This window comes from Terriglobia bacterium, assembly GCA_020073205.1.
Lineage (GTDB): Bacteria > Acidobacteriota > Polarisedimenticolia > Polarisedimenticolales > JAIQFR01 > JAIQFR01.
The window spans coordinates 1-26,427 of record JAIQFR010000038.1; the positions used below are offsets into that span (position 1 = coordinate 1).

The 26,427-nt window shown below is 70.0% G+C and carries 17 protein-coding genes; 1 reads left to right on the plus strand and 16 read right to left on the minus strand.

Features of this window, described 5'->3' with window-relative positions; all coding sequences use genetic code 11:
* Nucleotides 1-127: 127 nt before the first annotated feature.
* From LAO51_09865 to LAO51_09905, 9 genes are all read right to left on the minus strand, one after another.
* Nucleotides 128-865 carry a TolC family protein gene (locus LAO51_09865; protein ID MBZ5639043.1) on the minus strand — a complete coding sequence of 246 codons (738 nt, stop codon included), beginning with the start codon at nucleotides 863-865 and terminating at the stop codon, nucleotides 128-130.
* Nucleotides 866-1,069: 204 nt separating this feature from the next.
* Nucleotides 1,070-1,777, minus strand: coding sequence for an RraA family protein (locus tag LAO51_09870; GenBank protein ID MBZ5639044.1), 708 nt, complete (start codon nucleotides 1,775-1,777; stop codon nucleotides 1,070-1,072).
* Nucleotides 1,778-1,838: 61 nt separating this feature from the next.
* On the minus strand, nucleotides 1,839-2,429 hold the full coding sequence (locus LAO51_09875; protein MBZ5639045.1) for a hypothetical protein: 591 nt from the start codon (nucleotides 2,427-2,429) through the stop codon (nucleotides 1,839-1,841).
* A gap of 135 nt (nucleotides 2,430-2,564) precedes the next feature.
* Nucleotides 2,565-3,401, minus strand: a complete 837-nt coding sequence (locus LAO51_09880) for an ABC transporter permease (GenBank protein MBZ5639046.1) — start codon at nucleotides 3,399-3,401, stop codon at nucleotides 2,565-2,567.
* A complete protein-coding gene (locus LAO51_09885; GenBank protein MBZ5639047.1) occupies nucleotides 3,398-4,315 on the minus strand; it encodes an ABC transporter ATP-binding protein in 918 nt (305 codons plus the stop codon). The genes LAO51_09880 and LAO51_09885 overlap by 4 nt, the downstream gene beginning before the upstream one ends.
* A gap of 10 nt (nucleotides 4,316-4,325) precedes the next feature.
* Entirely contained in the window at nucleotides 4,326-5,498 is a 1,173-nt protein-coding gene (locus LAO51_09890) for a hypothetical protein (GenBank protein ID MBZ5639048.1), read from the minus strand.
* Nucleotides 5,495-6,082 carry a sigma-70 family RNA polymerase sigma factor gene (locus LAO51_09895; protein ID MBZ5639049.1) on the minus strand — a complete coding sequence of 196 codons (588 nt, stop codon included), beginning with the start codon at nucleotides 6,080-6,082 and terminating at the stop codon, nucleotides 5,495-5,497. The genes LAO51_09890 and LAO51_09895 overlap by 4 nt, the downstream gene beginning before the upstream one ends.
* 118 nt (nucleotides 6,083-6,200) lie before the next feature.
* Nucleotides 6,201-9,437: a DUF2817 domain-containing protein gene (locus LAO51_09900; protein MBZ5639050.1), complete on the minus strand. Its 3,237-nt coding sequence runs from the start codon at nucleotides 9,435-9,437 to the stop codon at nucleotides 6,201-6,203.
* Between the two features lie 199 nt (nucleotides 9,438-9,636).
* On the minus strand, nucleotides 9,637-11,796 hold the full coding sequence (locus LAO51_09905; protein ID MBZ5639051.1) for a tetratricopeptide repeat protein: 2,160 nt from the start codon (nucleotides 11,794-11,796) through the stop codon (nucleotides 9,637-9,639).
* 104 nt (nucleotides 11,797-11,900) lie between these two features.
* On the opposite strand from LAO51_09905, the gene LAO51_09910 reads away from it, so the two are divergent.
* On the plus strand, nucleotides 11,901-13,808 hold the full coding sequence (locus tag LAO51_09910) for a glycosyltransferase family 39 protein (GenBank protein MBZ5639052.1): 1,908 nt from the start codon (nucleotides 11,901-11,903) through the stop codon (nucleotides 13,806-13,808).
* Here LAO51_09910 and LAO51_09915 read toward each other — a convergent pair.
* The 7 genes from LAO51_09915 to LAO51_09945 all read right to left on the minus strand — a co-directional run bounded on the left by LAO51_09915 (nucleotide 13,777) and on the right by LAO51_09945 (nucleotide 26,417).
* The gene (locus tag LAO51_09915) at nucleotides 13,777-15,432 is read right to left on the minus strand and encodes a glycosyltransferase family 39 protein (GenBank protein ID MBZ5639053.1); all 1,656 of its coding nucleotides are present in this window, start codon (nucleotides 15,430-15,432) and stop codon (nucleotides 13,777-13,779) included. The genes LAO51_09910 and LAO51_09915 overlap by 32 nt on opposite strands.
* The gene (locus LAO51_09920; GenBank protein MBZ5639054.1) at nucleotides 15,429-18,368 is read right to left on the minus strand and encodes a hypothetical protein; all 2,940 of its coding nucleotides are present in this window, start codon (nucleotides 18,366-18,368) and stop codon (nucleotides 15,429-15,431) included. The genes LAO51_09915 and LAO51_09920 overlap by 4 nt, the downstream gene beginning before the upstream one ends.
* Nucleotides 18,369-18,563: 195 nt before the next feature.
* The gene (locus tag LAO51_09925) at nucleotides 18,564-18,968 is read right to left on the minus strand and encodes a hypothetical protein (GenBank protein ID MBZ5639055.1); all 405 of its coding nucleotides are present in this window, start codon (nucleotides 18,966-18,968) and stop codon (nucleotides 18,564-18,566) included.
* Nucleotides 18,969-19,029: 61 nt separating this feature from the next.
* On the minus strand, nucleotides 19,030-22,296 hold the full coding sequence (locus LAO51_09930; GenBank protein ID MBZ5639056.1) for a PDZ domain-containing protein: 3,267 nt from the start codon (nucleotides 22,294-22,296) through the stop codon (nucleotides 19,030-19,032).
* Nucleotides 22,297-22,502: 206 nt separating this feature from the next.
* On the minus strand, nucleotides 22,503-23,078 hold the full coding sequence (locus tag LAO51_09935) for a DUF1579 domain-containing protein (protein MBZ5639057.1): 576 nt from the start codon (nucleotides 23,076-23,078) through the stop codon (nucleotides 22,503-22,505).
* A gap of 69 nt (nucleotides 23,079-23,147) precedes the next feature.
* Nucleotides 23,148-24,062: a pirin family protein gene (locus LAO51_09940; GenBank protein MBZ5639058.1), complete on the minus strand. Its 915-nt coding sequence runs from the start codon at nucleotides 24,060-24,062 to the stop codon at nucleotides 23,148-23,150.
* Between the two features lie 87 nt (nucleotides 24,063-24,149).
* Nucleotides 24,150-26,417, minus strand: a complete 2,268-nt coding sequence (locus LAO51_09945; GenBank protein MBZ5639059.1) for a carbohydrate binding family 9 domain-containing protein — start codon at nucleotides 26,415-26,417, stop codon at nucleotides 24,150-24,152.
* Between the last annotated feature and the right edge of the window lie 10 nt (nucleotides 26,418-26,427).

Sequence of the window (26,427 nt, forward strand, 5' to 3'; positions counted from 1 at the left end):
GCCCTGTCTCCGCGCTGCTCGGAGCGCTCATCGGTGGTGTGACGTCCTTCATTGCCGCCGTCTACACGCAACGCCGCCAAGATCGCCTTCAGCGGATCGCCTTTGAGGTGTCCAAGCGGGAGACGGTCTATTCGGAGTTCGGCTGCGCGGCCTCGGTCTCCGGCGCGGCCCCCTTCTCGATGCGGAGCTTGGTCTCCCTGAGCTGCTCCTCGGCGAGCCGGACCGCCTCCTCGCGGACGCCGACATCCTCGCGCGCGGCGACCAGCGCCCAGTAGGTTCGCTCCACGGCGGCGACGGTCTCGGTCACCTCGCGCCGCAGCGATGCCACGGCTCGCGACCGCTCCGCGGCGGTGACCTTGAGGTTCAGGCGGGCCGCGTCGAGCGCGCGCCCCCGCAGGAGCGGCTGCCGCAGCTCGACTCCGACCGACGTGTCGTACGCGGGCGAGAGGAGCGTGAACGTCCCGTCCGTCGTTTGACGCGCCGCGGAAGCCCGGACCGAGACCTCGCCGCCGGTCGGGAGCAGCTGCCGCACCGACGCATCGGCGCCCAGGGAACGGTTCGTGGGAGCGAGCCGTCCGTCGGGAGCGCCCGAGAACGCGGAATTCACCGGCAGGCTCGCGCGCTCCCAGCTCCCCTGGACCTCGAAGAGCGGATCGTAGGCGCCGCGCGCCCCGGCCAGCGCGGCCTCGGCGGAGCGCAGCGACTCCAGCTCGACGACGAGCCCCTCGTTCTTCTCGAGGGCGTGCTCGACCGCCTCGGTCAACGTCATGCGGACCTCGGCAGGGCCCTCGCCCGCCGCGGCGCGCGCCACGGGGCAGAGCGCCGCGATCAGCGCGGCCGGAACCATCGTCTTTCCCCATCTCACGTCCGGTCTCCCCTTCGACACCTTCGGTCCGCTCGTCCGTGTTGAGGCGCGTCCCCGTCGGCGCCTCGTCCTGCGCAGGGCGCACATGGCCCGACGGCGCGAAGGTTCAGTACCATTTTAGTCCACTATTGCTTCGCCGTCGAACCGCCAGCGTTTCTCGCCGGAAAGGCGGGCGGAGGGGGCGCGAACGACGGGTCGGCGGCGTTACTCCTCGATGGCGCCGCCCACTCGCTTCAGGTGCGCTCGCAGGGTGTACGACGGGTCGCGGTTCCGCTCGGCGAGGTAGTCCGCGAACGCCAGCTGGGAACGGAGGCTCGTCCCGCTTCGAATCGCTTCCGCCTGACGGCGTTCCCGCGTTCGAAGGCTCTCGGCCGCCGCGAGGACCTCGTCGCCGCGCTCCAGCGGCACGAACGCCACTCCGTCGTCGTCGCCCACGACGAAGTGCGTCGCATCCACACGGAAGCCGCCGAACGAGGCGGAGCCCAGCGCGTCGTGGGGCCGGGGGTCGAGTCGCCGCGGACCCGAAGGGCAGCTCCCGTAGCTGAACACCGGGAGGTCGATCTCCGCCAGCTCGGCGGAATCGCGATGCGCGCCCCAGACGACGATCCCGCCGAGGCCCGATCCTTGCGCCTCGAGCACCGTCAGGTCCCCGACGCATCCCTCGTCGAGACGTCCTCCGTTGTCGATCACGAGGACATCCCCGTCTTCCGCGGTTTCGATGGCCTCGAGGAAGACATCCACGCTGCCGTGGTGCCGGGCCACGGCCACCCTGCCTGCGACCCTCCCGCCGGCGCGCAGAGACCGGATGCCGGGGCCGGGAATCTCGTAACGCACTCCGAGCCTGAGACAGGCGTCGCAGATCAGCGGCGTGGACAGCCGAGAGCAACGGTCGCGGAGATCGGTTCGGTTCATGCGCTCTTCCGGGGATCGTTCGATCGCTCCTCGCCCCGGTGCGGCGGAGGCGTCGTTCCCCTCAGCGGGCGGCGTTGCGCGGGGCCGCGCCGCGAGCGAGGGGAGGAGCGAGCCGGAAAGGCGAAGCTCCCATGGCCGTGCTCGTGCAGCCGCCGTAACAACCCTGGCACCGCTGGCCGGCGACGTTGACGAGGAGCCCACACGATGGCTGCGGAATGAAGGTGCAGTTCGACCCGAGGAGACGGACATAGTTCAGGACGTCCGTTCCGGTAATGGACGATTCCGTGATGATGAGATCGGTCGTCCGGCTCTCGCTGTACGTGCACCCGTCCGCCTCCACGATCGGGTCGGTCTGGGCGTAGTGGAAGTGAAACGCCTGGACGCTCGAATCGTACGGCGCGGTCGCCGGACTGCACGCCTCGCCCTCGGCCTGGAGCAACGCGTTGTCTCCTTGGCGGGTGATCCGGGTGTCCGATTCCTGCACGTCGGGGTTGTCGAGATTGCACGGGTTCGAGGCCACGGTCCACGTGGTGCTCCAGTCCCCGGTGGGATCCAGCTCCGCCGGGGCCTTCGAGCCCGAGCTGCCGCCTCCGCAGGCGGCCGCGACGATGCACAAGGTGAGCCCCGCGAAGCGCCGCGCGTTCGCGAACATCGCCGTCCTTTCTCGGCGAGGGCCGTCGACGAGAGCCCGTCACGGACGGCGGCCCCCGCACACGCCCCGCGCCGAACCACCCGGAGCGAGTATAGGACACGACCGCGCGAGGCGCTTCGGCGTCGGCGGGGACGATCAGAGGTCACGCCGGCCGAACCGGCGCAGCGCGAACCCCAGGGCCGCGACGAGATAGAGCACCGCGTACGCGATCATCGCGGCGCTCGGAACCGACGGGGAGGCCCACGGCGAGAGCCCCGCCGCACGGACGATCGGCGAGCTGAGCTCGTACGACGCGCGCTTCCACAGCGCCTCGCCGGGAAACACGAGGCTGGAGATCACCCCCACGTTCACGGCCGTCTCGCTCTTCAGGAAAGCGCCGACGTGCTCGATCCAGCCGCCGACGAACCCCACGCCGTAGAGCCCGAACGCGATCCCGCCGGTGGCCAGGGTCGAGGTCGCGCTGCTCCCGGCAAGGGTCACCGTCATGACCAGGATCGCCTCGAGGTAGAGGAGCGCGAGGCCGGCGGCGAGATGGTGCGGGAGGGTCCCCACCCGCAGCCAGACCCCGAGGACGATCCCCCCCGCGAGGAGGGCCAGGTACGAACCGATCAGGACCGACAGTCCCACCCACTTGCCCGCCACGATCGCCGAGCGCGGAATGGGCTTGGTCACCAACGCCTGGACCGTCTCCGAGGCGATCTCTCCCGCGAGGGTGTCGGCGCCGAGAAGCGCCGCCATCAGGACGCCGAGGAAGTTCACCGCGTACATGCCGGCGAGCAGCAGGAAGTTCGACGCCTCGCGGACGGCGAGGGGCGAGAAGGTGTGCGCCTGGACCTCGCGGACGATGACGTAGTAGAACCCCGCGTGGTAAAGGGCCAGGAACGCCACGGCCATGAGGCCAGCCGCCAGGACGATCCGGCGCCGCACCGCCTCGAGGCACGTCAGCCGGGCGAGGATCAGGACCGCGCTCACAGCCCGCCGTCCCTTCCGAGGATCCTCAGGAAGATCTCCTCGAGAGACGGCCGGCGCGGCACCAGCGCCCTCAACTCGGCGCCCCGCCCGACCAGCCACCTCGCGATCTCCGGGACGTCCCGGTCCGACACCCCCGCAAGAACGATCTCGCCGGAGTCCGTGCGGCGCGGGCGTCCGAAGCGGCCGAGGCCGAAGAGCGTCTCGGGATCGAGCTCCCCCGCGCGAATCGAGAGCTCGGTCTCGCCCTCCACCAGCGAGCCGAGGTCGCCGACCCGGAGCGCCTCCCCGTGCTTGACGAAGGCCACGCGATCGCACGAGGCCTCGACCTCCCCCAGGAGGTGCGAGTTGAGAAAGACCGTCGTCCCGCCCCGCTTCAGCTCGCCGATCAGGTCCCGCACCAGGAGTCGGCCCACGGGATCGAGTCCCGACGTCGGCTCGTCGAGGAACACGAGGCGCGGCTCGCCGATCAGCGCCTGCGCGATGCCGATCCGCTGCAGCATCCCCTTGGAGAACGTCCGGAGGCGCCGGTGGCGGAACGTGGCGAGGCCGACCCGGTCCAAGAGCGCGTCGCTCCGCCGCAGCAGCGTCGGCCGATCCACGCCGAAGAGCCTCCCGTGCAGCTCGAGGAGCTCCGAGGCGGTGAGCCAATCGTGGAACCGGAAGTGCTCCGGGAGGAACCCGACGTCGCGGCGGGCCGCCCGGTCCCCGAGGGGCGCGCCCAGGAGGATCCCCGATCCGGAGGTCGGAGCCACCAGGCCGAGCAGCATCTTGACGAACGTCGTCTTTCCCGCACCGTTCTGGCCCAGGCAGCCGAAGGCCTCGCCCGGCCGCAGGCTCAGGGTGAGGCCCCGGACGGCGACGACCTCGCCGAAAGCCTTGGAGAGGTCGTGGGTTCTGAGGACGTCGTTGGCCAACGCGGAATTCTTATCGCATCGAGCCCGCTACCGTCAACGCGTCCTCGGCGGTCCCGTGCCCGATCAGGGCGTGCATGATGCCGTCCTTGACCCACAGCACCGTATACGGGCGGTGCTCGGCGGCGATCCGCTCGGGGCCTTCCACCACCACCGCGGGGGCACCGTCCACGCTGACGTCGTCGTGGCGCATGCCGCCTCGGGACGGCAGCGGCAGCACGAGGGTCGACGTCCAGTCGATCGTCTCGGCGACTCGCCGCGCCTCCTCGGCGGAGTACCCGACGATCCGGAGCGCCGCCTCGCCGAGCTCCTCGACGTCCAGCTCGGGGGGCGCCGTGATCACGGGGCTCGGCGCTTCGACCAGGAGCGTGCATCGCTCCTCCCCTCCCGCGGCGGGACCCGCCGCACGGGATTCCCCTGCCGCGCGGCGGACGTCGGCGCAGTTCCCCCAGGCCGCCGTGACCACGGCGGGAACGTCGATGCGCACCCGTCCACCGTCGATCCCGGGCGGCAGGCGGATCTCGGCGCGGCCGGCGTCGTCGAGGATCGACTGGAGCCGCTCCACCTCCAGGGGGAACGAGATCGTCGCGGCGGGTTGGACCGTGATCCGTGGGACGGACGTCAGCGACGCCGGAAGGCGCACCGGGAACCCGGCGAGCTTCGAGGCCTCGGCGACGTCCGCCGCGACCGCCGGCTCGCCGCCTCGGTCCACCGTCGCGTTCTCGGTCAACAGGCGCTCGATCCGCGGGCGAATGCGCCCGAAGTCCTCCTGGAACCGATCGAGGTTCGCGGGATCGACGTCGACGACGGTGATGTGCTGCACGCGGAAGAGCCCCAGGAATCGTCCCGTCCAGGCGCGGACCTGGGGAACCGAGACGCCGATCGCGATGGCGAGCGCCGCAGCGAGGCCCACCCACGCCGGGCGATGGCCCGCGAAGAGCCCTCGGGTCGCGACGGCGCTCCGCGTGCGGAGGCGGGCGAGCGCGGCCTCGACGTCCGACGCATCAGCGGCCGCCGGCGACACGACGTCGAGCCGCGCGCGCACCCGGGACGCCGCCGCCTCGAGGACCGCGAGGCCGGCCCGGCATCGCGGGCACCGATCGAGGTGCGCGGTCGCCTCGGGATCCGCCTCGCCGTCGAGGACGGCGCGCAGGTTCGCTTCGTCGAGGTGCCTTAAGGTGGTCATGGGACGTTCCTCCATCGTCCGCGGCGGCCGCCCCGCGCGGGCTCGTGCGCGGCGTACCGCCGTTCGAAGTCGCGCTCGGCGCGCGCGAGAAGCGCGCCCACCGAGACGGGAGCCACGCCGAGGACGAGGGCGATCTCCCGGTAGCGGAGCCCCGAGTGCCGAAGGAGGAGGAGCCGCGCTTTCCGCTCGGGCATCGCCCTCAGCACCGCCCGCACCCGCCGGACCTCTTCCCGACGAATGGCTTCGGTGGACGGGTCGGGTGCGGGCGAGGCCTCGGCGGCGCCCATTCCCGCTCGCTCCTCGTACCGGTCGCGGCGCCGTGCCGCCCTGAGCGCGTTGTAGCCGAGACGCATCGCGACCCTGTAGAGCCAGCCGGCGGGGTTGGCATCGAGGCGGGGCGCCCGCCTGAAGAGGCGCGCGAACGCCTCGAGAGCCAGGTCCTCGGCCTCGGCGCGATCTCCCAGAAGCCGGATCAGGACGTCGTGGATTCCCCGGTAGTGCGCGTGGAACAGCGCCTCGAAGCGGGCGTCGACGCCCGCGGCCCTCGGTCGCCCCATCGCCAGCTCCTGCGCCCCGACCGCCATCGGCATTCTCCGGTGCGACGCCTCGGGCGCCGCACTCGTCCGTTAGACACCGGCCGGGCGGCGATTGTGACACGGGCTCGATGGTGGCGGTCGGCCTCCCGAAGCCGCGGGCCCCGGATCACGGACACGCGAAGCTGACCTCCGGAACGGTGGGCGCTCCGTTCTGGCCCTGGTACCCGTAAGGCCCGTTCCCGCAGGAGTTCTCGCCCCGGACCGCGTACCAGAAGCCGCGGCCGACCTCCGGGACGTCCGCGTCCGTCGCGGTCGCCGTCGGGACCGGGAGCCGGCTGGCGAGACACAGCTCGTCTGCCGGGGCCGATCCGACGGGCAGGGCGTCGAGACGTCCCCGGATCACGGACGACGATGCCGCGCTCGCCGGGGGAGTCCAGGTCAGCACCGCGTCGGTGCCGCTCCGGCCGACTTGCACTCCGTCGTCCACCTCGGGCGGCCCTGCGATCGGCGTCCCGGCACAGATCCCGCCTCCGCAGGCGTCCCCCGACGTGCAGGCGTTGCCGTCGTCGCACGTGCCGTCGTCCACGACCGTGGTGACCGCCGAGGCGCCGTTGTTCGGCGCGAGCGGATCGCCGGTCGATGCGGAGACGGTGGCGCTACCGGCGATCGTCGTGCCGTTCCCCGCACACCAGTCGACCTTCACGACCATCGAGAAGTTCGCCGACGCGCTCGCGCCCAGCGTCGGCGCGGTGCAGACCACCGCACCGCTCGCGCCCGCGGCCGGAGTCGAGCAGCTCCATCCGCCGGGAGCGGTCATCGAGACGAACGACGTGTTCGCCGGCGTCGACGTCGCGAGCTGCACGCTCGCCGCCGCGGCGGGACCGTGGTTCGTCACGCCGAGCGCGTAGCCGAGGTTGCCGTTCGTCGCGACCGCGGACGGCGCGGACAGCGACGCGGCCAGGTCGGCGGTCGGCACCGCGTCGCAGGCGTGCATCGTGCACGCGCCCTGGGGGATGTAGGTCACCCCGACGTCGTCGATGTGGCAGTCGTACCCGAAGACGCTGACGCCCAGCAAGGCCACTCGGACACTGGATTGCCCGATGTACGCATCGAGGGAGACGGTGTGCTGCTTCCACCCCGTCGAGCCGTCGTATCTCGGGACCGGCGCGCCCACACTGCTCCACGACGTTCCGTCGGTCGAGACCTGCACCTGCACCTGGTCGTTGCTGTTCGGGAGGGGCGTGCTGTGGTAGAACCAGAACGACACGGAGGCCGAGGCAGCCGATGACGGTATGGCGAAGCCCGCGGTCCTGTAGAGTCTCGTGGTGCTGCCGGAGGCCGCGGTATAGGAGTTGAAGTACGCGAGCCCGGCGCCGCTGTGCGTGCCGCCTCCCGAGGGGTGGACCGTGTTCGTGCTCCTCGCCCAATTCCCAGCGGTCCCGCTGACGTCCACCTGGGCCCACCCCGTGGGCGGGAACGTGGTGCCGTCGAAGCTCTCGGTCAGCAACGTCTGAGGGGTTCCCACGGAGGTCTGCCCGACCGTGACCGAGAAGTTGCCATCCCACGCCCCCTGTGCGGCGGCCATGTGGATGCCGAAGGGGATCACGGTGCCGCAAGCGACGCCGGCGCCCACGCTGAAACCGAAATGCGGAGAGAAGCTCGCCCCCGTGCCGCCTCCCGGGACGTCGGCGAACGACGCCGAGCCCCGGGTGATGGTGACGCCGGGAGCCGTGGAGCTCAACGTCCCCTGGACGGACGTCGCCGCCGCCGATCCCGGATTGCCCAACGTCACCGCCAGCGTCGCGTCCTCTCCCGCGTCGAGGATCCCGTCGCCGCTGTAAGCGCCCCCTCCCGAACACGAGTCCGCGAGGGTCGAGGAGCTGTAGCTGAGACCCGTGGCGCTCATCGGACAGTCCGCGACGGTCGCGGTGTCCGCGGTCACGACCACGCCGGTGAGCGTCGTCGTCATGTGCCCCGGCGCGTTGCAGACCACCGTGTAGGTCCCCGGCTGCAGGATCCTGTGGAAGTCCCCGGCCAGAGGGTCGGTGAAGACCGCCTGGTAGGCGTGGGGGACCGGGACGTCGGCGGAGGCCGTCGCGGTCACGGCCACCGTGCCGTCGAGAGGAGCGCCCGTGCTCTGGTCCGTCATCACGCCGTGGATCCCCTGGAAGGCTTTCAGCATGTAGTTCAGCACCGCCTGCCGGTGCTCCGCGCAGTAAACGGGGATCTGGGCGGCGGGAGGCGTCTTCGTGGTGTTCAGCTCGACGGTGGTGTCGAGATCGGTCCACGCGCCGTACGCCCAGTCGTTGGTGTCGCCGCGGGTGCCGTACCAGTCGTACCCCTCGGTGTACCAGAACCCCGGCATCGTGCAGCCGTCCTTGTAGGCCTGGGCCAGGCCGTGGGGGGCGAGCGTCGGGCAGTTCGGGATGGTCTGGCTCCCGCACCCGGTCCCTCCCGTCCTCGAGGACCAGAAGATCGGCTCGTCGGTGGGCGCGGCGGTGGTGTAGTTCCACACCGAGTTGAACACCACCTCGCCTTCGTGGAAAGAGATGGACACGGCGAAACGCTTCTTGGCGTGATCCGCGGTGGCCGCTTCGGTGAGGTCACGGATGACCGCGGTCTCCGCCTCCGACCAGGCCGGCGGAGCGTCCGAGCCCGACGGGCCCCAGAAGTTCCGGTTGCAATCGACGCTCCGGCTGTTGTAGCGGGTGCTGTTGGCGTTCCCGTACGGATTCCCGATGGGGATGAACCACATCTCGGTACCGTCCACGAGCCTCTCTGCCGTCGAGTCCTGCGGCACCGCCGTGTATCCCGCGAGGATCGTGTCGAGCACGTCGCACGCGACCATCGCCCCGCCCTTCTCGTCGCCGTGGATGTTCGCGTAGATGCGGATCTTGGGCTCGGCCTCGACGACGTCGGGGTTCTTCGAGACCTCGATCGCGATGATGTCGTAGGCCCCGTCCTGGCTCGCGCCGAGATTGTGGAGGCGCGTGATGTCCGGGTGGGCGTCGTGCTGCTGGAGGAGGTGCTCCATGAGGCTGCCCGCGGGAGGATTCACGGTGTTGAACTTGGAGGGGGTGTAGTAGCTGGTCGCCAGGGTGAACGAGGCCGACGCCTCCGACCAGCGCTGGCGGTCCTCCTGCATCTCCGCGTAGAGGATCTCGACCTTGAGGCCGCTGTCGAAGAGCATCTCGAGCTGCTCGGCGGTGACCAGGGCCTTGACCACGTCCCCCCGCACCCCCACGATGTCGATCTGCCGGTCGTACAGGAACTGGACGTCGTCCTTGCTCGTGGTCGTGATGCCCACGAGGGTGGCGGTGTCGTAAGTGTCGGCCCGCACGCCGACGGGCGAGAGCGCGACCACCAGCAGCAGCATCGTGACGAATCTGACTGGACCCCTCACCGATTCCCCTCCCTCACGAGTACGTCGCCAGGCGACCGGACTCGCCGCGTGCTGACGACCGGTCCGGGTACGAGGCTCCCCTCCTTCGGGAAGCGTCGAATCCCCCCGTCGAGGCCGGCCGCCGATTCGCCACCTCCCTGAACATACGGCGATTGCCCCCCGCCGGGCACTCGAATTCGATCCCCGGGCGCCGTCCGACCTACGGGGGAGCCGTGGGAGGGCGGGGCATGCGGCTGGAGAGCTCGCGCAGGAATTCGGGCCGAGCTTCCAGGCCGCCGGCCTTCGCCATGAGGGTCTCCCGCCACGCGCCGGCGGTGTCGCCGGTCCGTAACAGCACCACGGCGAGATTGTGGTGGGCGACGGCGGACCGCGGATCGAGACGGATCGTCTCGCGGTACTCGAGCAGGGCGCGGGAGAGATCTCCACGCCGCTCTTGGACGAGCCCCATCTCGAGGTGTGCCGCCGGATCTCGGGGTTCGAGACGGAGGGCGCTCTCGAAGCAGTGCGCCGCCTCCTCCTGATCCCCCGTGTCCGTGAGCAGACGCCCCATCTCGAGGAGACTCTCGCGCGACGAGGGATCCTCCGTCAGGGCGAGCCGGTAGTGCCCGATCGCGTCACGCGCGCGGCCTCTTTCGGCCAGCAGGCGGGCCAGCCCCCTCTGCGCCCGGCCGGGCGGGGGGGAGAGCATCCCCCTTCGGTAGAGCGCGAGCCAGACGTCGTTGCCGAGCTTCGACGGGTCGGGCGAGCACCGTATCGCCGTCTCGAATTCCGCCATCGCCTCGTCGGCGCGGCCGGAGGCCTCGAGGGCGCCCGCGAGGTTGTAGTGAACGATCGCGTTCTCGGGGGCGGCGCGAAGCGCCCTGCGATAGAGGTCGATCGCTTCCGTGACCCTCCTCTGGCCCGCCCGGATCGTGCCGAGACTGTTGAGCGCATCGGCGTAGTCGGGCTTGGCTTCGATGGCGAGCTCGAAATGGCGCGCAGCCCCTTCGCCGTCCCCTTCCCGGCCGAGGAGGCCGGCCAGAGCGCAGTGAGCCGTGAAAGCCCTGGGGCTCTTCTCCACCGTCCGCCTCCACAGCGTCTCGAGGTCCCGGTAGTCCCCCGCCTGGCGCCAGGTCAACGCGCCGAGGAGCGCGAGAACGGGGATCGCCGCGGCGGTCCGCGCCCGGCGGTCGCCGGCCGCCCAGTTCGCTGAGACGACGGCGAGCGCCGCGGAGAGGAGCGCGATCGGCCCCAGGGCGGCGAGGTACTGGAAGTGGTCGGCAGCCCACGAGTAGCGCATCGGATACACGCGGAAGAAGCCGAGGGCGGGGAAGAGCACGATCCCGAAGTACAGGAACGCCACGAGCGGACCGCCGCCGATCCGGCGGCGGAGGCGCCAGAGGGCCGCCGCGGCGGCGGCGATCGCGGCGGGGAAGAGGTAGGCCGCGGGATTGCCGGCGTCGATCGCCCATCGCTCGTAGAAGAAGGCGAGTTTCGAGGGCCAGACGAGCTTGCCGAGGTAGAAGACGATCAGCCGGCTCGCCAGGAGGGTCTTCTGGACGGCCGTCAGCGACCAATCCGCGCCTCGCGCGCCGACCTGAAGCGACTCCAGCCGGGCGGTGAGAAGGCCCATCCCGGCTCCGATCGCGAGCATGGCCCCGAGCCAGACCGCTTCCTCGCGGGTCACGCGCCGCCGCTTCCAGACGATCAGTAGAGCCAGCGCGACGGGGAGCGTCGCGGTCACGCTCTTCGCGAGGAGCGCGAGGACGAAGAGAGCGAGGGACAGCGCCGCGAGACGCCGTGGGCCGGCCGGCCGGTCCGATGCCCGCCCCTCTTCCCCGTCGCCGAGCGAGAATCGGAGGAAGAGCAGCGCGGAGACGAGGAACAGGATTCCGGACAGGACGTTCTTCCGCTCCGTGACCCAGGCGACCGACTCGACCATCACCGGGTGGAGGCCGAAGATCCAGCCGGCGAGCAGCGCTCCCGGGATCCGGAGCTTCCGCAGCACGCGCCAGAGCAACAGCGCCGAGCCCGCGTGGAGCAGCACGTTGAGAAGGTGGTACCCGAAGGGATCGATGCCGCCGACCCGGTACTGGAGCCAGAAGGTCGTGAACGTGACGGGGTAATACTGCGGATTGGCGTCGGTCTTAAGCCAGATCCGCCCGAGCCCGGCCGCGTCGCGCAGCGTGGGGTTGTCGGTGACGTAGAAGTCGTCGTCCCACACGAAGCCGGCTCGAAGCGCGGGCACGTACGCGACGGCGACGCCCACGACCAGGAGGAGCGCCGGCAACCCGGACCGGAACCGCCGCGCGAGATCGGCGAACCTGCTCCCCTCCTCGCCCGCCGCCTCGCGATTCCTCCGCGCCGCCATCGCGGCCATGTTATCGCAGCGCGCGGGGATCCACACGCGACGGGGCCTGCACGCGGTGATATCCTTCGCCGGCCCATGGAGTTTCCCGGACGACCGCCGCGCCGGATTCGTTGATGGCCGCTCCCGTCGTCGCCGTTCCCGAACGGACCGCGAGGGACCGGAGGGCGCGGTCGGACGCGGTCGTGGCCGGCGCGGTCTTCGCGCAGGTCGAGGAGCGGTTCCCCGCCGGGGTCGGGCCTCTCCTGATCGGCGCGGCGTTCGTCGCGCTGGCCGCCTGGAGCTGGGGGAAGTGGACCGACCTCCAGCTCGATTTTGGCGCGGAGATCTATCTTCCCTGGCGGATCAGCCTCGGCGACTCCCTCTACCGGGATCTCGCGTACCGCCACGGTCCGCTCTCGCCGCACGTCAACGCCCTCCTGTTCCGGATCCTCGGCGTGTCGCTCAGGACGCTCGTGCTCTCCAATCTCGTCGTTCTCGCCGCGGTTTGCGCGGCGACGTACCGGGTCTTCCGTGATTCCTGCGGTCGCCTCGCGGCGACGGCCGCCTGTCTCGTCCTCCTGGGCGTCTTCGGCTTCTCGCAGTACACGCGCGGCGCGAACTTCAACTTCGTCACCCCCTACCAGCACGGCCAGACCCACGGCGTGGCGCTTTCGATCGCGATGATCCTCGCGCTGTCGGCGTGCCTCCGTCGGCGGGAGACCCTCTGGCTGGCGGTGGCGGGAGCGTGTCTCGGACTCGTGTTCCTGACCAAGGCGGAGCTGGTCGTCGCCGCCGCCGCGGCCGCCGTCACGGGCCTCGCCCTCGCGTCGGCCGCGCCCTGGGGCGGTCCGCGCGCGACGGCCCGCCGTGTGGGGTCGTTCGCGGGCGGCGCGCTGGCGCCTCCCCTCCTGTCGCTCGCGGCGCTGTCGCTGCGCCTGCCCGTCTCCGAGGCCTGGCGCGGCACGCTGGGCAACTGGGCGTACGTCGGACGCGCGGCGTCCGAGCCGTTCTATGTCCGGGGCGCGGGCTTCGACGCCCCCCTGCGGAACCTCGGAACGTCGCTCGTCATGGCGATGGGCGTGACGGCGTTCGCCGTGGCGGCGGCGATCGCCGACAGGGCCGTCCCGTCGATTCGACGACGCGGGCTCCTGGCTGCCGGGATCGGCGCCGCTGCGCTGGCCGCGCTCCTGCTGGGCTCCGGCCACATCCCTTGGATGCGGATCCCGCGTGGCTGGCTCTTCCTCAGCGCCGCGGCCACGGCGGCCGTCACGATGGCGGCCCTGGCGGCGCGGCGCGATCGCCGGGCCCTGGCGCGCGCCGCGCCCATCGCGATCTGGGGAGTCTGGGGAACGTTCCTTCTGGGGAAGATGGCGTTGAACACGCGGGTCGAGCACTACGGCTTCGCGCTGGCGATGCCCGCGACGCTGCTCCTCGTGGCCTGCTTCGTCCACTTCCTACCGGCGGCCGCCTCCCGGGCGGGAGGGAGGGACGGCGCGGTCACTCGCGCGCTCGCCGCCGCCGCGGTGTGCGCGTTCGTCTCGTTCCACCTCCACTGGTCGAGCCTGTGGTATGCCCGAAAGACGCTCGCCGTCGGGAGCGGAGGAGACGTCCTCAGGGTCGAGCCCATCGAGGTCGACGCCCGCGCGGCCACGATCTGGACGGCGATCACCAAGCTCCGGGAGGAAATGGGGCCCACGGACACCCTCCTCGCGCTGCCGGAAGGGCTCAGCCTCAACTACTGGCTGCGGAGGCGGGACCCGAGCCGCTACGGCCTGTTCCTCCCGCCGGAGCTCGCCGCGTTCGGGGGCGACGGGCCGATCCTCGCGGACCTCGCGGCGCACCGTCCCGACTACGTCGCGCTCGTGGATCGCGAGAGCGCGGAGTTCGGCGTCGGGCCGTTCGGCGTCGATCCGCGCAACGGACGCGGAATCGTCGACTGGGTCGACAGACGCTACCGGCCGATCCTGAAAATCGGCGGAGAGCCGTTCCACGGATCGGAATTCGGCGTGGTCATCCTGGAACGGGCGGATCGCCACCGCTGAGACGATCGGCGCCGCTCCCTACCCCGCGCGGCGCTCGCCGAAAAGGGGTCCCGGTCCTCGGTCGCAGCTCGTAGAGCATCCCCGCGCGTTGAACGACATCGAATCGCCGACGAATCGTGTCCAGGAGCTCCTGGTCCGCGCGGGTCGTGAAGCTGGTGTCGAGGAACACGGGGACCCCGGCGGTGATCGCCGCCTCGAGATCTCCGAGCCGCTCCGAGGCGACCGCTCGCACCGCCTCCTCGGCCCCGCCCGCGAGCAGGCCGGGACAGCGATGGTCGTTCCACCTGCGCGGAGGCGGGCTCGGATCCGGGATCCTGTGCCGGGCGATCAGCTTGTCGGCGTACTCCACCCGCCGGGAGATCGGCATGGCCCTTCGACCGCCGGACGCCCCGAGGAAGTAACCGAGGTATGCCGGCTCGATGGCGGAGACGACGATCGCACGCTCCGGGACGAGTTGGCGGATTCGATCCGCCACCATCCTCCGGTAGGGCGGCTGATCGGAGGTCCCGGCGCGCCATGCCGACACCGCCAGCAGGCCCAGGGCGAGAATCGCCGGCAAGGTCCATCCGCGAAGTCGCGAGAGCCATCCCCCCGCCACGGATCCCAGGAGCACGGCCGCCACCGCGACCGAGGGCAGGTAGAAGCGGGGATGCGGGAAGAAATACAGAAGATGGAACAGCACGATCGGACCGGTCGCCAGGACGAGGAACTCCACCAAGCTCCGGACCGTCGCGACCCCCGCGTCGACGGAGGCCGGCGGCGCCGCTCTCAGCCTTCGGTCGATGACGAGCGCCGACGCGACCCCCGCGATCAGAAGCGGCAAGCCGGCGTACCAGAGAGCGGTCAGGTTGGTGCGGACGTAGGCCGTCGAGAACGTCAGCGACGGGTAGTCGTACGGGACCGGGCACCAGAACGGGTAGCCGCTCCTCGCGACGGAGCCGAACGTGGCTCCGTTGTACGCGAGCGTCATCGCCGCCGCGGCGCCGAGGGGACCCAGCAGAAGGAGGAGGCGCTTCGCCGCGCCGGGGGGCGAGAACGCGCAAAGGAGGAACGGCAGAAGCGCGGCCGCGCACACCGGGCGGAACAGCGCACCGATCGCGATCAAGCAGCCGGCGAGGAAATGTCCTGCGGCGGTCTCGCGGGAAGACGCGCGGCCCCGCACGTAGACGAGGCAGACGGCGAGCATCACCGCGGCGGCGGGGACGTCGGACATGATCTGCCGTCCCCAGAGCCGGTAAACCGGTAAGGCCAGCAGCGCGGTGGCCGCCGACGCTCCTCCCCACGTCCCCGCCGCGCGCCGCCCCAGCGCGTACGCCAGCGCGATCCCGGCGACGGCGAACGCGGTGACGGGGTAGATCGCGTTGCCCGGCTCAGGGCCCAGGAGCAGGTAGGCCGGCGCGAGCGCGGCGACGGAGAACCAAGGCGGATACCGCGACGGTAGTGTCCGACCGTCGATCTCGATGGCAAAGCGGCCGTCGGCCACGAAGTGCTCCGCGCCGAGCGCCAGCTCGACGGAATCGGGAACGACGTCCAGATTCGAGGCGTTGTAGGCGCTCCGGGCGAGGATCACGGCTGCCGCGGCCAGGAGGAGCGCCAGGACGGTCCACTCCCTTGCACGCTTCAAGGGCAGTCTCTGGGGTCGGCGCCGATCTCCGCGTCGCGGGTCCTCGGCGCGAGCGAGGAGCCCCTCTCCTTCGGCGCGCCGGCCGAGTAGCTGAACGGCGTGACGTTGCAGGCCGCGCCGCGGGCGAGGAAGTAGAACCCGGAGCCGGGAGCGAGGACAGCGCCGTCGGCCGCGGAGGAAGCGTTCGTGTCCGCGAGGTCGCACCCCAGCACGGTGCCGGTATAGGTCGCGCCGGTCCGCAGCGCGACGAGATCGCCCCGGATCAGGTCGGTCCACCTCGCCTGCGGCCCCCACGAGACCGTGAGGCCCTGATCCGGCTCGTCGCCGCCGAGCCCGCCCGTCTTGTCGACCCGGAGCGGGCCGGGCCAGGTGAGGCTCCCGGTGCTCGGGCAGCCGACCGTCACGATGCGTCCGGTCGAGCCGATCGTGGTGCCCACGCAGTCGGTCCGGGTGGAGCAGCGGACGCTCACGTCGTAGCTCGCGTCCGTGAGGGGGGCATCGCTGAAGAACGCGTTGTCCGTCCAGTCTCGGGCAAGCACCCCGTTGACGTAGAACCGGAATTGGAGGACGCCGCCGACACAGGTGTTGGCGACGGATGCGCTGGCGTCCAGGCTCACCGGTTGTCCAGGCGCGACGGTGGTCGCGGGCTCGGCCGCGAGGCTCGCCGTCACCGACGTGCAGTTCAGAGGGCAGGCCGGGAGCGAGCTGTTGTCCTTCGTGTCCGCCGAGAACGTCGCGGGAGAGGTCAGCGTGTTCGAGATACGGACGTCGTCGATGTACCAGCCGTCGTCGAAGAACCGGTCGGCGGGGAAGCCGAGGGCGATCGGGTCGGTGTAGTCGTAGACCTTGATCGTGGTGGCGAGGAACCGGACCTTCACCCGGCGCCCGCGGTATCGGGACAGGTCGAATTTCGTCTCCACCCAGTCCCCGGGGCCGGCGGAGCCCGCGAGACCGACCTTGTCGTCGGAGGCCCGGTTCACGTTGCCCGGAACGAAACCGTAGCGATAGTCGGTGGAGCCCTGCGAGCCGAACACGAACTCCGGCCAGCAGGTCGACGACGGGCCGTAGCTCCTGTACGGGTCCGTCGGGTCGAAGTAGCTGTCCTCGTTGTTCCCGTCGTCGTCGGGGTCGAACGAGCAGTTGATGTAGTTGTTGGACGGCTGGATGTCGTAGACGTTCGAGTAGGGCGCGATCTTCTGCCAGACGCCCACTTGGTTGCCCGACAGATCCGCAAGCTGGAGCTCGACGACGGCGCGGTCTGGCGCCTGCATGAAGAGCGCTCCGACCGCCCGGTAGTCCATCAGGTTGATCTGGTGCTTGAACGACAGCTCCGGATCCCCCGGGGTGACCGGCGTCATGCCGAGATTCACGGGGGCGGCTGTCACGATGGCATCCATCTGGGAGAACTTGTAGTCGTCGAATTTCGGATCGCCCGGGTTGAGATGGTAGCCCCAGTGGAGCGACCGGCCTCCGGCGTACGCCCGTCCGCCGTCCGGCATCGCCGTCGTGTGCAGGTGCCAGTCGTACGTGTTGTTCGCTTCGTTCGCGAACCCGAGGTAGCAGTAGGTTTGGCCGTACGAGCCCGTGTTGGGAAAGTCCGGGTCGTTGTACTGGCACCTCTTGCCGTCGGAGAAGCCGTTCGTGGACACTCCCGTGTCCAGCGTCATCGACGTGAAGAGGCCGAACCCGGTGGGGTTCTCGAAACCCTCGCTGAAGTTCGACGGGGTGCCGCCGCCGGCCGCGTCGAGGTCGAGATCCTGGATCACCTGCTGCGGGGCGAGCGACGCGTCGAACTGATCGGCCGAGATCGTGAGGTTGAACGTCGCGTGGAAGTCGTCGTACTCGTGGCCCGCGAGGCGGACCGCCGCGCCCGACACCTTCCACTTGAACGGGTTCGGCAGCTCCAGGGTGGCGCCCTTCGGAAGGGACGCCATGGAAACGGTGTCCTGGAAGATGCAGTCCACGTAAGGGCTGTTGCTGGCCAGGCGCGCGACCACGCGGGTGAGGTCCTTGCCGGTCTTGTTGACCACGGTGACGTACAGGTTCACCGTCTCGTTGGTGTCGGCGAACCCGTCCCCGTCACCCTTGCCGAGGTCGTTCGTGATCCTGCTGCCCCTGACCACGACGCTCCCGACCGTGACGTTGATCTGGACGGACCTCTCCAGAATTCCCCACTTGGCGGGGTCCGAATTGGACCTGCAAGGGCTCCCGGTCCCGTCGTCCGGGTCGGCGTACCGCAGCGTGACGTCCGGCTGCGCCGAGCCGGACCGTTGGACGAACACGGTGCCCGGCGAGTCGTACGACGAGGACACCGGCACGGACCCCTCGAAGACGCCGGAGGTGCCGGGAATCGCGGTCGTCTCGTTGAGGATGACCCACTCGCCGGCCGGCTCGGCATCGGACCAGGCCTTGACGTAGACGTCGCGACGGCCGTCGTTGTCGCAGTCGGGCTTGTCGACGCCGGCATCGGTGTAGACGCCGTTGTGGTCGCAGTCGTCGTTGCCGCCCTTGCCCGGCGAGGCGTCGGTCACGGTGACGGCGATCGCCGTGAGGCCGGTGTACACCTGGTCGGTCGAGGTGTCGAGCGTGGCGCAGGATCCCGTGGACGCGCAGTTCGTGGTGGTGTCCTCGTCGAGGCGCACCTCCTTCCACTCCACCACCATGTCGTCCACGCCGACGCCGTAGGTCGCGATCGGCTGGGCGGACGGCGAGCCTTCGAGAACCATGAAGCCCAGCGCGCCCTGGTAGTTGACGCCGTCGTCGCCGTAGGTGTCCTCCAGCGTGAAATCGCGGTCGTCGGTCGGAGCGCTCACGGGGGCGACACGCTTCTCGCCGGCTCGCTCGTCGTGCGAGTCGGGTGCGGCGGCCGCCGCGATGCCGAGTACCGTGAGCGCCGCGACGAGGGCTAGCGCCCATACCGGGTGAGAGCGTTTCATGATCGCCCCCTGTCCCTCGATCGGTCGGCGCCTCCCGACGACACGCCGTCCCCGCCGTCGCCGGCGTTGTATTTCAGGAAGTTACACGTCGCTCCTCCGACTTCCTGCCCACTGTTATACGGCGCTTCGCCCCTTATGCAAGCCCCGAAGCCGTCCTCGAAGCGGACCCGACCGTCCTGTGGAGCTTCGAGGAAATTACGGTTTCTTTGCCCGCTTATCCCTGGCCTCGCTCTCCGGCGACTCGTGCTCGCGGGCCAGGACCTTGCCGTCGCCCGCGTCCACGATCACCTCCTCGATCCCCTTCTGGCCGGCGACCTTGACGTCGAAGGAATAGACGAGAAACCCGTGCTCGACCTCGATCTCGCGACTCGAGACGCTCTTGTCCGCGTCCTTCGCCTCGACGGCCGAAAGCGCCGTCTTCTCGGCATCCGCCATCGACACCCTGGCCATCTTGGCGAGCGCGGCCACGGAGTGCTTGCCCGTCACCGGGATCGTGCCGGCCCAGGGTTTCTCGCCACCCCTCTTCTCCGCGGCGATCGACGACGACGCGAGCAGCACGGTCGCGGCCAAGGCGGCGAGCAGGACGATCTCTCTCCTCATAGGGGTCCCCTTCTTACGCTCGGAACTCGCGGATGGGGCGATGGTAGCACGGTCGACGCGGCTACTTTGGGTGGTAATTCGGATAGGGCGGAGGATCCGGGAGCACGACCGGATGCTTCCCGAGAGCCTCCAGCGTGACCTGAACGGCCTTCTCGAGCTGCGGATCGTGGCCCGCCGCGACCTGGGCGGGATCGTTCTCCACCTCGATGTCCGGCGCGATCCCTCGGTTCTCCACTTCCCACTCGCCGTGAAGACCGTAGATCGCCACGCGCGGTGCCGTGACGGAGCCGCCGTCCAGAAGCGGCGGGTAGTTGTAGATGCCGATGAGGCCGCCCCACGTGCGGGTCCCCACCAGGGGGCCGATCTTGTCCTGCTTGAACATCCAGGGAAGCGCGTCGCCTCCCGAGCCCGACATCTCGTTGATGATCATCGTCTTGGGCCCGTAGATCTGCGCCAGGGGCGAGCAGAACTTCTCCCCCTCCCGGGTCGTGTCGCAGTTGCGCAGCGGCCGCTCCAGGAGGTCGATGAGGTAATCGGCCACCTCGCCGCCGTGGTTGTAGCGCTCGTCGATGACGGCGGCCTCCTTGCCGACCTGCGCGAAGTAGAATCGGTTGAAGTTCTGGTACCCTCCGACGGCGGTGTCCGGCACGTGCACGTAGGCTATCCGGCCGCCGCTCAGCTCGTCCACTTTGCGGCGGTTGTCCTCCTCCCAGGCGCGGTTGCGCAGCGCGAACTCCGAATCGAGCGGCACGACCGTCACGTCGCGCGCGGCCTTGCCGTCGGGGCTCGGCCCGACCTTGATCCTGACCTGCTTTCCGGCGGTGTTCTCGAAGAACCGGTAGACGTCCTCCGGCGGGCGCACCGCGGCGCCGTTGACCTCGAGGAGGTACTCGCCCGGCTTCACGTCCACGCCAGGCTGCGTCAGCGGTGCCCGCAGCTCCGGGTTCCAGTTCTCGCCGTTGAACACCCGCGAGAACCGGTAGCGGCCGTTCTCGATCCCGAAGTCGGCGCCGAGCAGCCCGCCCTTGACCTTGCTCGCCTCCGGGACGTCGCCGCCGCCGACGAACATGTGGCCGACGGTGATCTCCCCCAGCATCTCCTCGAACAGGTAGTTGAGATCTCCCCGGCCGCCGAGCCCCTTCAAGAATGGGGCGTACTTGCGCTCGGCGTCGGCGAGGTTCAGCCCGTGAAGGTTCGGGTCGTACAGGAAGTCCCGCTCGATGCGCCACACCTCGTGGTACATCTGGCTCCACTCGGCCCTCGGGTCGGCGTAGACCTCCATGTCGCCGAGCGCAAGCGCGCCTTCCCCGGCTTTCGGCGCGGCGGTCGTCGCGGCGGTGAACCACCCCGAGTCCTGCCGGTAGAGCGCCTTCTCGCCGTTGAACGAGACCCCGAAGGCCCGGACGTTGCTCAGGAAGGGCTCGGTCTTCCGCGTCGCCAGGTCGAGTTTCGACACGGTCAGCGTCGCAGGATCGCCCAGGGGGGGAACCGCGGGCAGCTCGGCGAGGAAGAGCGTCCCGGCCTTGCCGGGAGCGAGGCCGACGTAATTGGCCGCCTTGACCGGAAGGGCCACGATGCGCTGGCCGATGCCGTCGAGATCGACCGTCACCTTGACGGGCTCTTCCTTCTTGTCCCCTTCCTTTCCCTTGTCCGCCTCCTTCCCCTTCCCGCCCTCCTTGGTCTTCTCCCCCTCCTTTGCCTTGTCGGCGGCGGCCTCGCCCGGTTTCTCCTTCTCGCCGGCGACCTTCTCCTCGTCGCTCTGCGGCTCGACCGGGGACGGATCCCCCTTCTTCAGCACCACCGCGTAGACGCTCCGCGACACCGGGTGCTGGTAGCTCGAGAGGTCGAGCCATCCCACGGAGAGGCCGACGTTCGTGCTCGCCGCGAAGAACAGAGACTTGCCCCCGCCGTCGAAGACGGGCATGCGCGCATCGCTCAGGCCATCCGTGATACGGCCGCTCTTGCCGGTCTCCAGCGCGTAGAGGAACACGCTCCGCAGGTGGTTCGGCAGGAACTTGGAATAGGCGAGCCACTTGCTGTCCGGCGACCACGCCGGATCCAGCGTGGTCGTGGGGTCCTCGTAGGGATCCGCGTCCACCTTCAGCGGCTCGCCCTTCTCGACGTCCACGTACCAGAGATTCAACCGCTTGTCGACGTAGGCGATCTTCTTGCTGTCAGGCGACCAGCGAGGGGAATAGAAGAACGACGGCGGCCGTCCGAGGTCGATCCTTTTCACCGGGCCGAGACCGGACTGGTCGGCCACGTGCAGCGCATACTCCCCCGCTTCGTCGGAGAAGAACGCGATCCACTTGCCGTCGGGCGACCAGGCGGGATCCCGCTCGGCGACGGCGGTCGTGCGCGTCAGGTTCCGGATGTCCCCTTTCTCGGCGGGCACGGTGAGGATCTCGCCGTGAGCCTCGAAGACGGCGCGCGCCCCCGTCGGCGAGATGCCCGCCGCGGCGATCTTCTCCGCGACCTTCTCGAATCGCGGCCGCGTCGCGGGCAGGTCGCCCGCGATGCGGATGTCCACCTTCAGCGACGCGCCGCTCCGCGGGTCGCAGATGAAGATGCCGCCGAACTGCTCGTAGACGAGGGCATCGGGACCGGCGGACAGAGACTTGAAGTCGAGCCCCTCGTTGGCGATCACCTGCTTCACCGCCCTCGACCTCGTGTCGTAGGCGTAGAGCGTCACCGGTCCGCTGCGGTCCGAGAGGAAGTAGATCGTGTCGCCGACCCACGTGGGGAACGCGTCGTTGGAGTTCTCCCGGGGGATGGTCTCGAGGCTCAGGTCGCCGAGGCGCACGACGTGGATCGGGGTGGTCTGGCCGCCGCGGTAGCGTTTCCAGGCGGCCTGCCACTGGAAGGTCGGCACGTAGGCGAGGCGCGAGCCGTCGGGCGAGTACGAGCCCGCGAAGGCCCGCCACATCGGAAGCGCCTGCGGCCACCCGCCTTCCACCGGGATGGTGTACAGCCGGGTGAAGTCGGCGTAAGCCTCGCGCCCCGATCCGAACAGGATCCGCTTGCCGTCCGGCGTCCAGCCGATGGCGAAGTCGAATCCCGGGTGCCAGGTCAGGCGCCGAGGCTCCCCGCCTGCCGCCGCCATGACGAAGACGTCCACGTTGCCGTCGTACTCTCCGGTGAAGGCGATCGACTGCCCGTCCGGCGAGAAGACCGCCCCGCCCTCGTGGCCCCCCGTGGTCAGCTGCCGGGCCTCGCCGCCCTCGCGCGGCACGCTCCACAGGCATCCCCCGTACTGGAACACGATCGCGGTCCTGCTGAGCGTCGGCGACCGGACGATCAGCGGAGTGCTGGTGTCGGCGGACGCCATCGCGACACCGATCGCGAACACGACGGGCAGCAGCGTGCATTTCCTTCGCATGACTCCTCCTGGTTGGGACTTCCGGTCCGACGTCCTCGACTGGACAGCATGGGGCCTCGGGCTGCGTATACGGAACGCAGATCCCGATGTTCTTGCGGCGTTCCGGCCGGTGAGGCGGGCGGATCGACCGCGGGAACCGCTGCGGTCGGGACCGGCTACGTTCTTGCGTACTCGGTCAGCATGACCCGGTACTTCTTGCCGCCCGGGCCCTTCGTCCACATCTCGAAGCTGTGGTGGTCGCCGTCCCGGATGCGGAGCCGGCAATCGAAGGTCATCTTGCGGCCCGAGGGCTCGTGGGCCGTCGCCACGAAATCGATCCTGCGGTCGGTGGGCTTGCCCACGCTCTCGCTCCGCATCGTGCCGGTGCCGAACGTGTCCATCCAGGTACCGACGTACTTGCCCAGGACGTTGTCGAAGCCGGTGAAGCCGAGCCCCTCGAAGGGCATGCCCATCGAGCTCCCGCTGTAGGCCTGCTCGAGGTGGCGTCCGCCGAGCACGAAGCGGTTCTCGGACCGCGCTTCGCTGACCTCCGGGGGCGCCCCCGGCGCCATGGTGAACGTGGTCCGGGCGCTGAACGTCCCCGCCAGCGGCTCGAGCCGGCGATGGCCCTTCGAAGGCGTCATCGCCTTCTGCCAGGCCGCCATCATCGCGTCGTGATTCGTGGGCGGCTTCGTCGACTTCTTCGTCGCTTTCCTCGTGGCGGGTCGAGCCGCCTTCTTCCGCGTGACCATCTCGACTTCCTCCATCCGGCGCGTGCGGCCGGTCGATACCGCATACTTGCTGGCGCCCCCAATCTCGCCCTAGCCTCGTCCTTCGATCTTCAGGAACGTCCCCGCGTTCAGCTCCTCGAACGCCCGGCGAAGCTCGTCCTGCGTGTTCATCACGATGGGCCCGTACCAGGCGACGGGCTCGTGGAACGGCTTACCCGACACGAGGAGGAAGCGGATCCCTTTCTCGCCGGCCTGCACCGCGATCTCGTCGCCGCGGTCGAAGAGCACGAGGGACCGATCGTCCGCCTCCGCCGGCGGGGACGTGTCCGCCCAGCCGACGCTTTCGGTCGGCACCGCCAGGGGGCCGGAGGCGTTGCAGAACTTCCCCGAGCCGGCGAACACGTAGGCGAACGCGTGGCGCGTGGTCTCGACCGGGAGGGTCTTCCGCTTGCCCGGGGGCACCGAGACGTCGAAGTAGCTCGGCTCCGCCGCGGTCCCGGCCACCGGCCCCGAGGCGCCCCAGAGGCTCCCGCAGATCACGCGGACCGTGGTCCCATCGTCGTCTTTGACCTCGGGGACGTCGGCGGACTTCACCTCCTGGTAGCGGGGACGGGTCATCTTGAGCGACGACGGCAGGTTCGCCCACAGCTGGAAGCCGTGCATGCGCCCGTCGCGATCCCCCTGGGGCATCTCCTGATGGATGATTCCGCTCCCGGCGGTCATCCACTGAACGTCGCCGGCTGCGATCGCGCCCCGGTTGCCCAGGCTGTCGCCGTGCTCGACGGTCCCGGCGAGCACGTACGTGATGGTCTCGATGCCGCGGTGCGGGTGCCACGGGAAGCCCGCCAGGTAGTCCTCGGGTCGATCGTTGCGGAAATCGTCGAGAAGCAGGAACGGATCGAAGTCTCCGGTGTTTCCGAATCCGAACGCCCGCCGCAGATGCACCCCCGCGCCCTCGATGGTCGGCTTCGCCTTCGCGAGCCGCTGAATCGGTCGAATGGACATGGCCGCCTCCCGCCCCCCGGACGACGTGTCAGCATCCCACCACGATAACAGGAGATCGGGCCGGAGGCGCGCGATCCTCGTCCCCTCTCAATGCTGCCAGGCGTAGGAGAGCTTCAGGAAGAACTGCCGGTCCGCCGGCTCGAGGCGTCCGGTCGTGTCCGTGTAGGTCCGATCGTCGCCGTAGCCTAGGTAGAGGAGGGTCTGCCAGCTGAGCTTGTACGCGAACAGCGCCGAAGCGGTGAAGGACGCGTCCTTGGGCGTCACCGTCGCGGTGTAAAGGGCGGTGTCGCGCTCGGCCCTCTCGTACTGGCCGATGACCCGGACGAAGGCGCGCGAGCTGAAGCTCCACACGGCGCGCAGGCGCTCAATCTGCGCGGTGAACAGCCGTCCGGAGAGACCGTTCCCGGTATCCACGTCCAGCCACCTCCGGCCGGCCGACAGCGCCAGCGCCAGGTGATAGCTCGGCCGGAGCGTGCCGGAGAGCGACAGGTCGCCACCGCGCCCCTCGCGCCCGTTGTCGATGTCGATCTCCCGGCCGATGAACCCCTGGAGCGCGATCTGGTCGACCACGCGCCCCGGGTTCACCTGGAGAGTCACCACGGGACGGAACCGCTCCAGGAGGCGGTCCACCGCCCGGATGTGGTCCTCGTCCAGCTCGATGCGGAAGAAGCTGTTCCAGCGCCCGTCCATCCCGGCGCCGACCGACGCGCGGGTGGAGATCGCCTCTCCCGCCTCTCCTCGGTCGTAGTAGTTCGAGGTGAACAGTCGAAGGCGCGAGAGGAAGCGGTCCTTGGGCCGGATCGTGTACCCGGTCTCGAGGTACCCTTCCTCGTAGCCGACCTGCGGCACGAAGCCCGTGTCGGCCCGGAAGTCGGCGCCGATGTCCAGCCATTGGGCGTACCAGTCCACGTGCTGGGTGCCGTGCGACCAATTGAGGTCGAACGCGTGGCCGAAGAGGCTCTTCCCGACCCACTCGGCGGCGAGGTCCGGCAGCCGCGGCGTCCGTGTGTCGCTCCAGAGGAACTGCCCCGTGACCGAGTCGGAAGGCCTCGGCCGCCACTGGAAATCGGGGCCGAACACCCGGTTGTGGCCCCCCCCGTCGATCTCCCGCGCGGTCGCGAGGAAGCTGGCGAACGAGACCCCGAAATCGCGCTTGAAGCGCACCACCCCCACGCGCGAATCGAACGTCTGCTGGGCGAGGCCCGAGCTTTCGGGCCCGGGCAGGACGACGAGTCCCCCTCCCCGGTCCTCCGCCACGAGCGCCGTGTAGGACGTGGTGCCGAATCGGCCGGTGGCGCGCGCGCCCGTGCGCGGGGAGGTGATGGTGCGCGTGTACACCGCCTGGATCGGCGTCGCCAGGAGATCGATCCCCTCGAGGAAGAACGGCCGCTTCTCCGGGTAGAAGATCGCGAAGCGCTCGTTGGTCGAGATCTGGGTCGCGTCCGACTCGACCTGCGCGAAGTCCGGGTTCACCGTGGCGTCGATGGCGGTGTCCGCCGTCGGGTTCCACTTCACGTCGAGCCCCGCGTCGGACCGGACCCTCCCGCTCTCGAGCGGCGTCCCGGGGCCGTCTCTCGGCTCGCTCGTCCGCGAAGCGGTCGCGAACGGCGCGACCACCACGTGAGAGCCCTGGGGAAGACCGGACAGGCCGGTGAGCTTGCTCGCGTTGCAGATGAAACAGTTGACGTCTCGAGGCAGCCGTGCCGTGAAGATCTGATAGCGCCGGTCCCGCGGATAGTTGCGGTACAGGAGGATCCCCCAGGTCGCGTCGCCGCCGGCTTCGTACCTCAGGGACGAGAACGGGATTCGGATCTCGAGGCTCCAGCCTCTCGCCGTGATCTTCCCGGCGGCGTCCCAGTAGAAATCGGGGGACGGGTCCTCGCCGGTGGCGTCGCTGGTGATCGCGTCGTACTGGGTGCCCCGCGGGTTGGCCAGGAACATCTGCGCGGTCTTCCCGTCGTTCCGGCTGTCGACGATCACCCCGCCGTAATCGGTCGAGCCCGGCACGGCGTCGCGGTCGCCGAGGGGGGAACGGATCCGCTCGGGATGCGGGTCTTCGAATTCGAACCCCGCGTAGAAGAAGCGGTCGTCGTAGGCCAGGTAGGCCACGTTGCGGAGCTTGGGCTCGGTGTTGTCGCCCGGGTTGGTCTCGAACCAGGTCGTGATCCCCTCGATCCCCTGCCACCCCGGGTCGGAAAGGTCGCCGTCCACCGTGATCGGTCCCGAGGCCCGCCGGATCGAGAGCGGCGGGCCCGGCTTCGGATCGGCGCACCAGGACTGCCCCGCCCCGATCCGCGCCAGGAGCGCGAGCACGGCGCAGCCACGGCCCAGCCGAAGGGCGAGAGCGAGCGACATTCCATCGGTT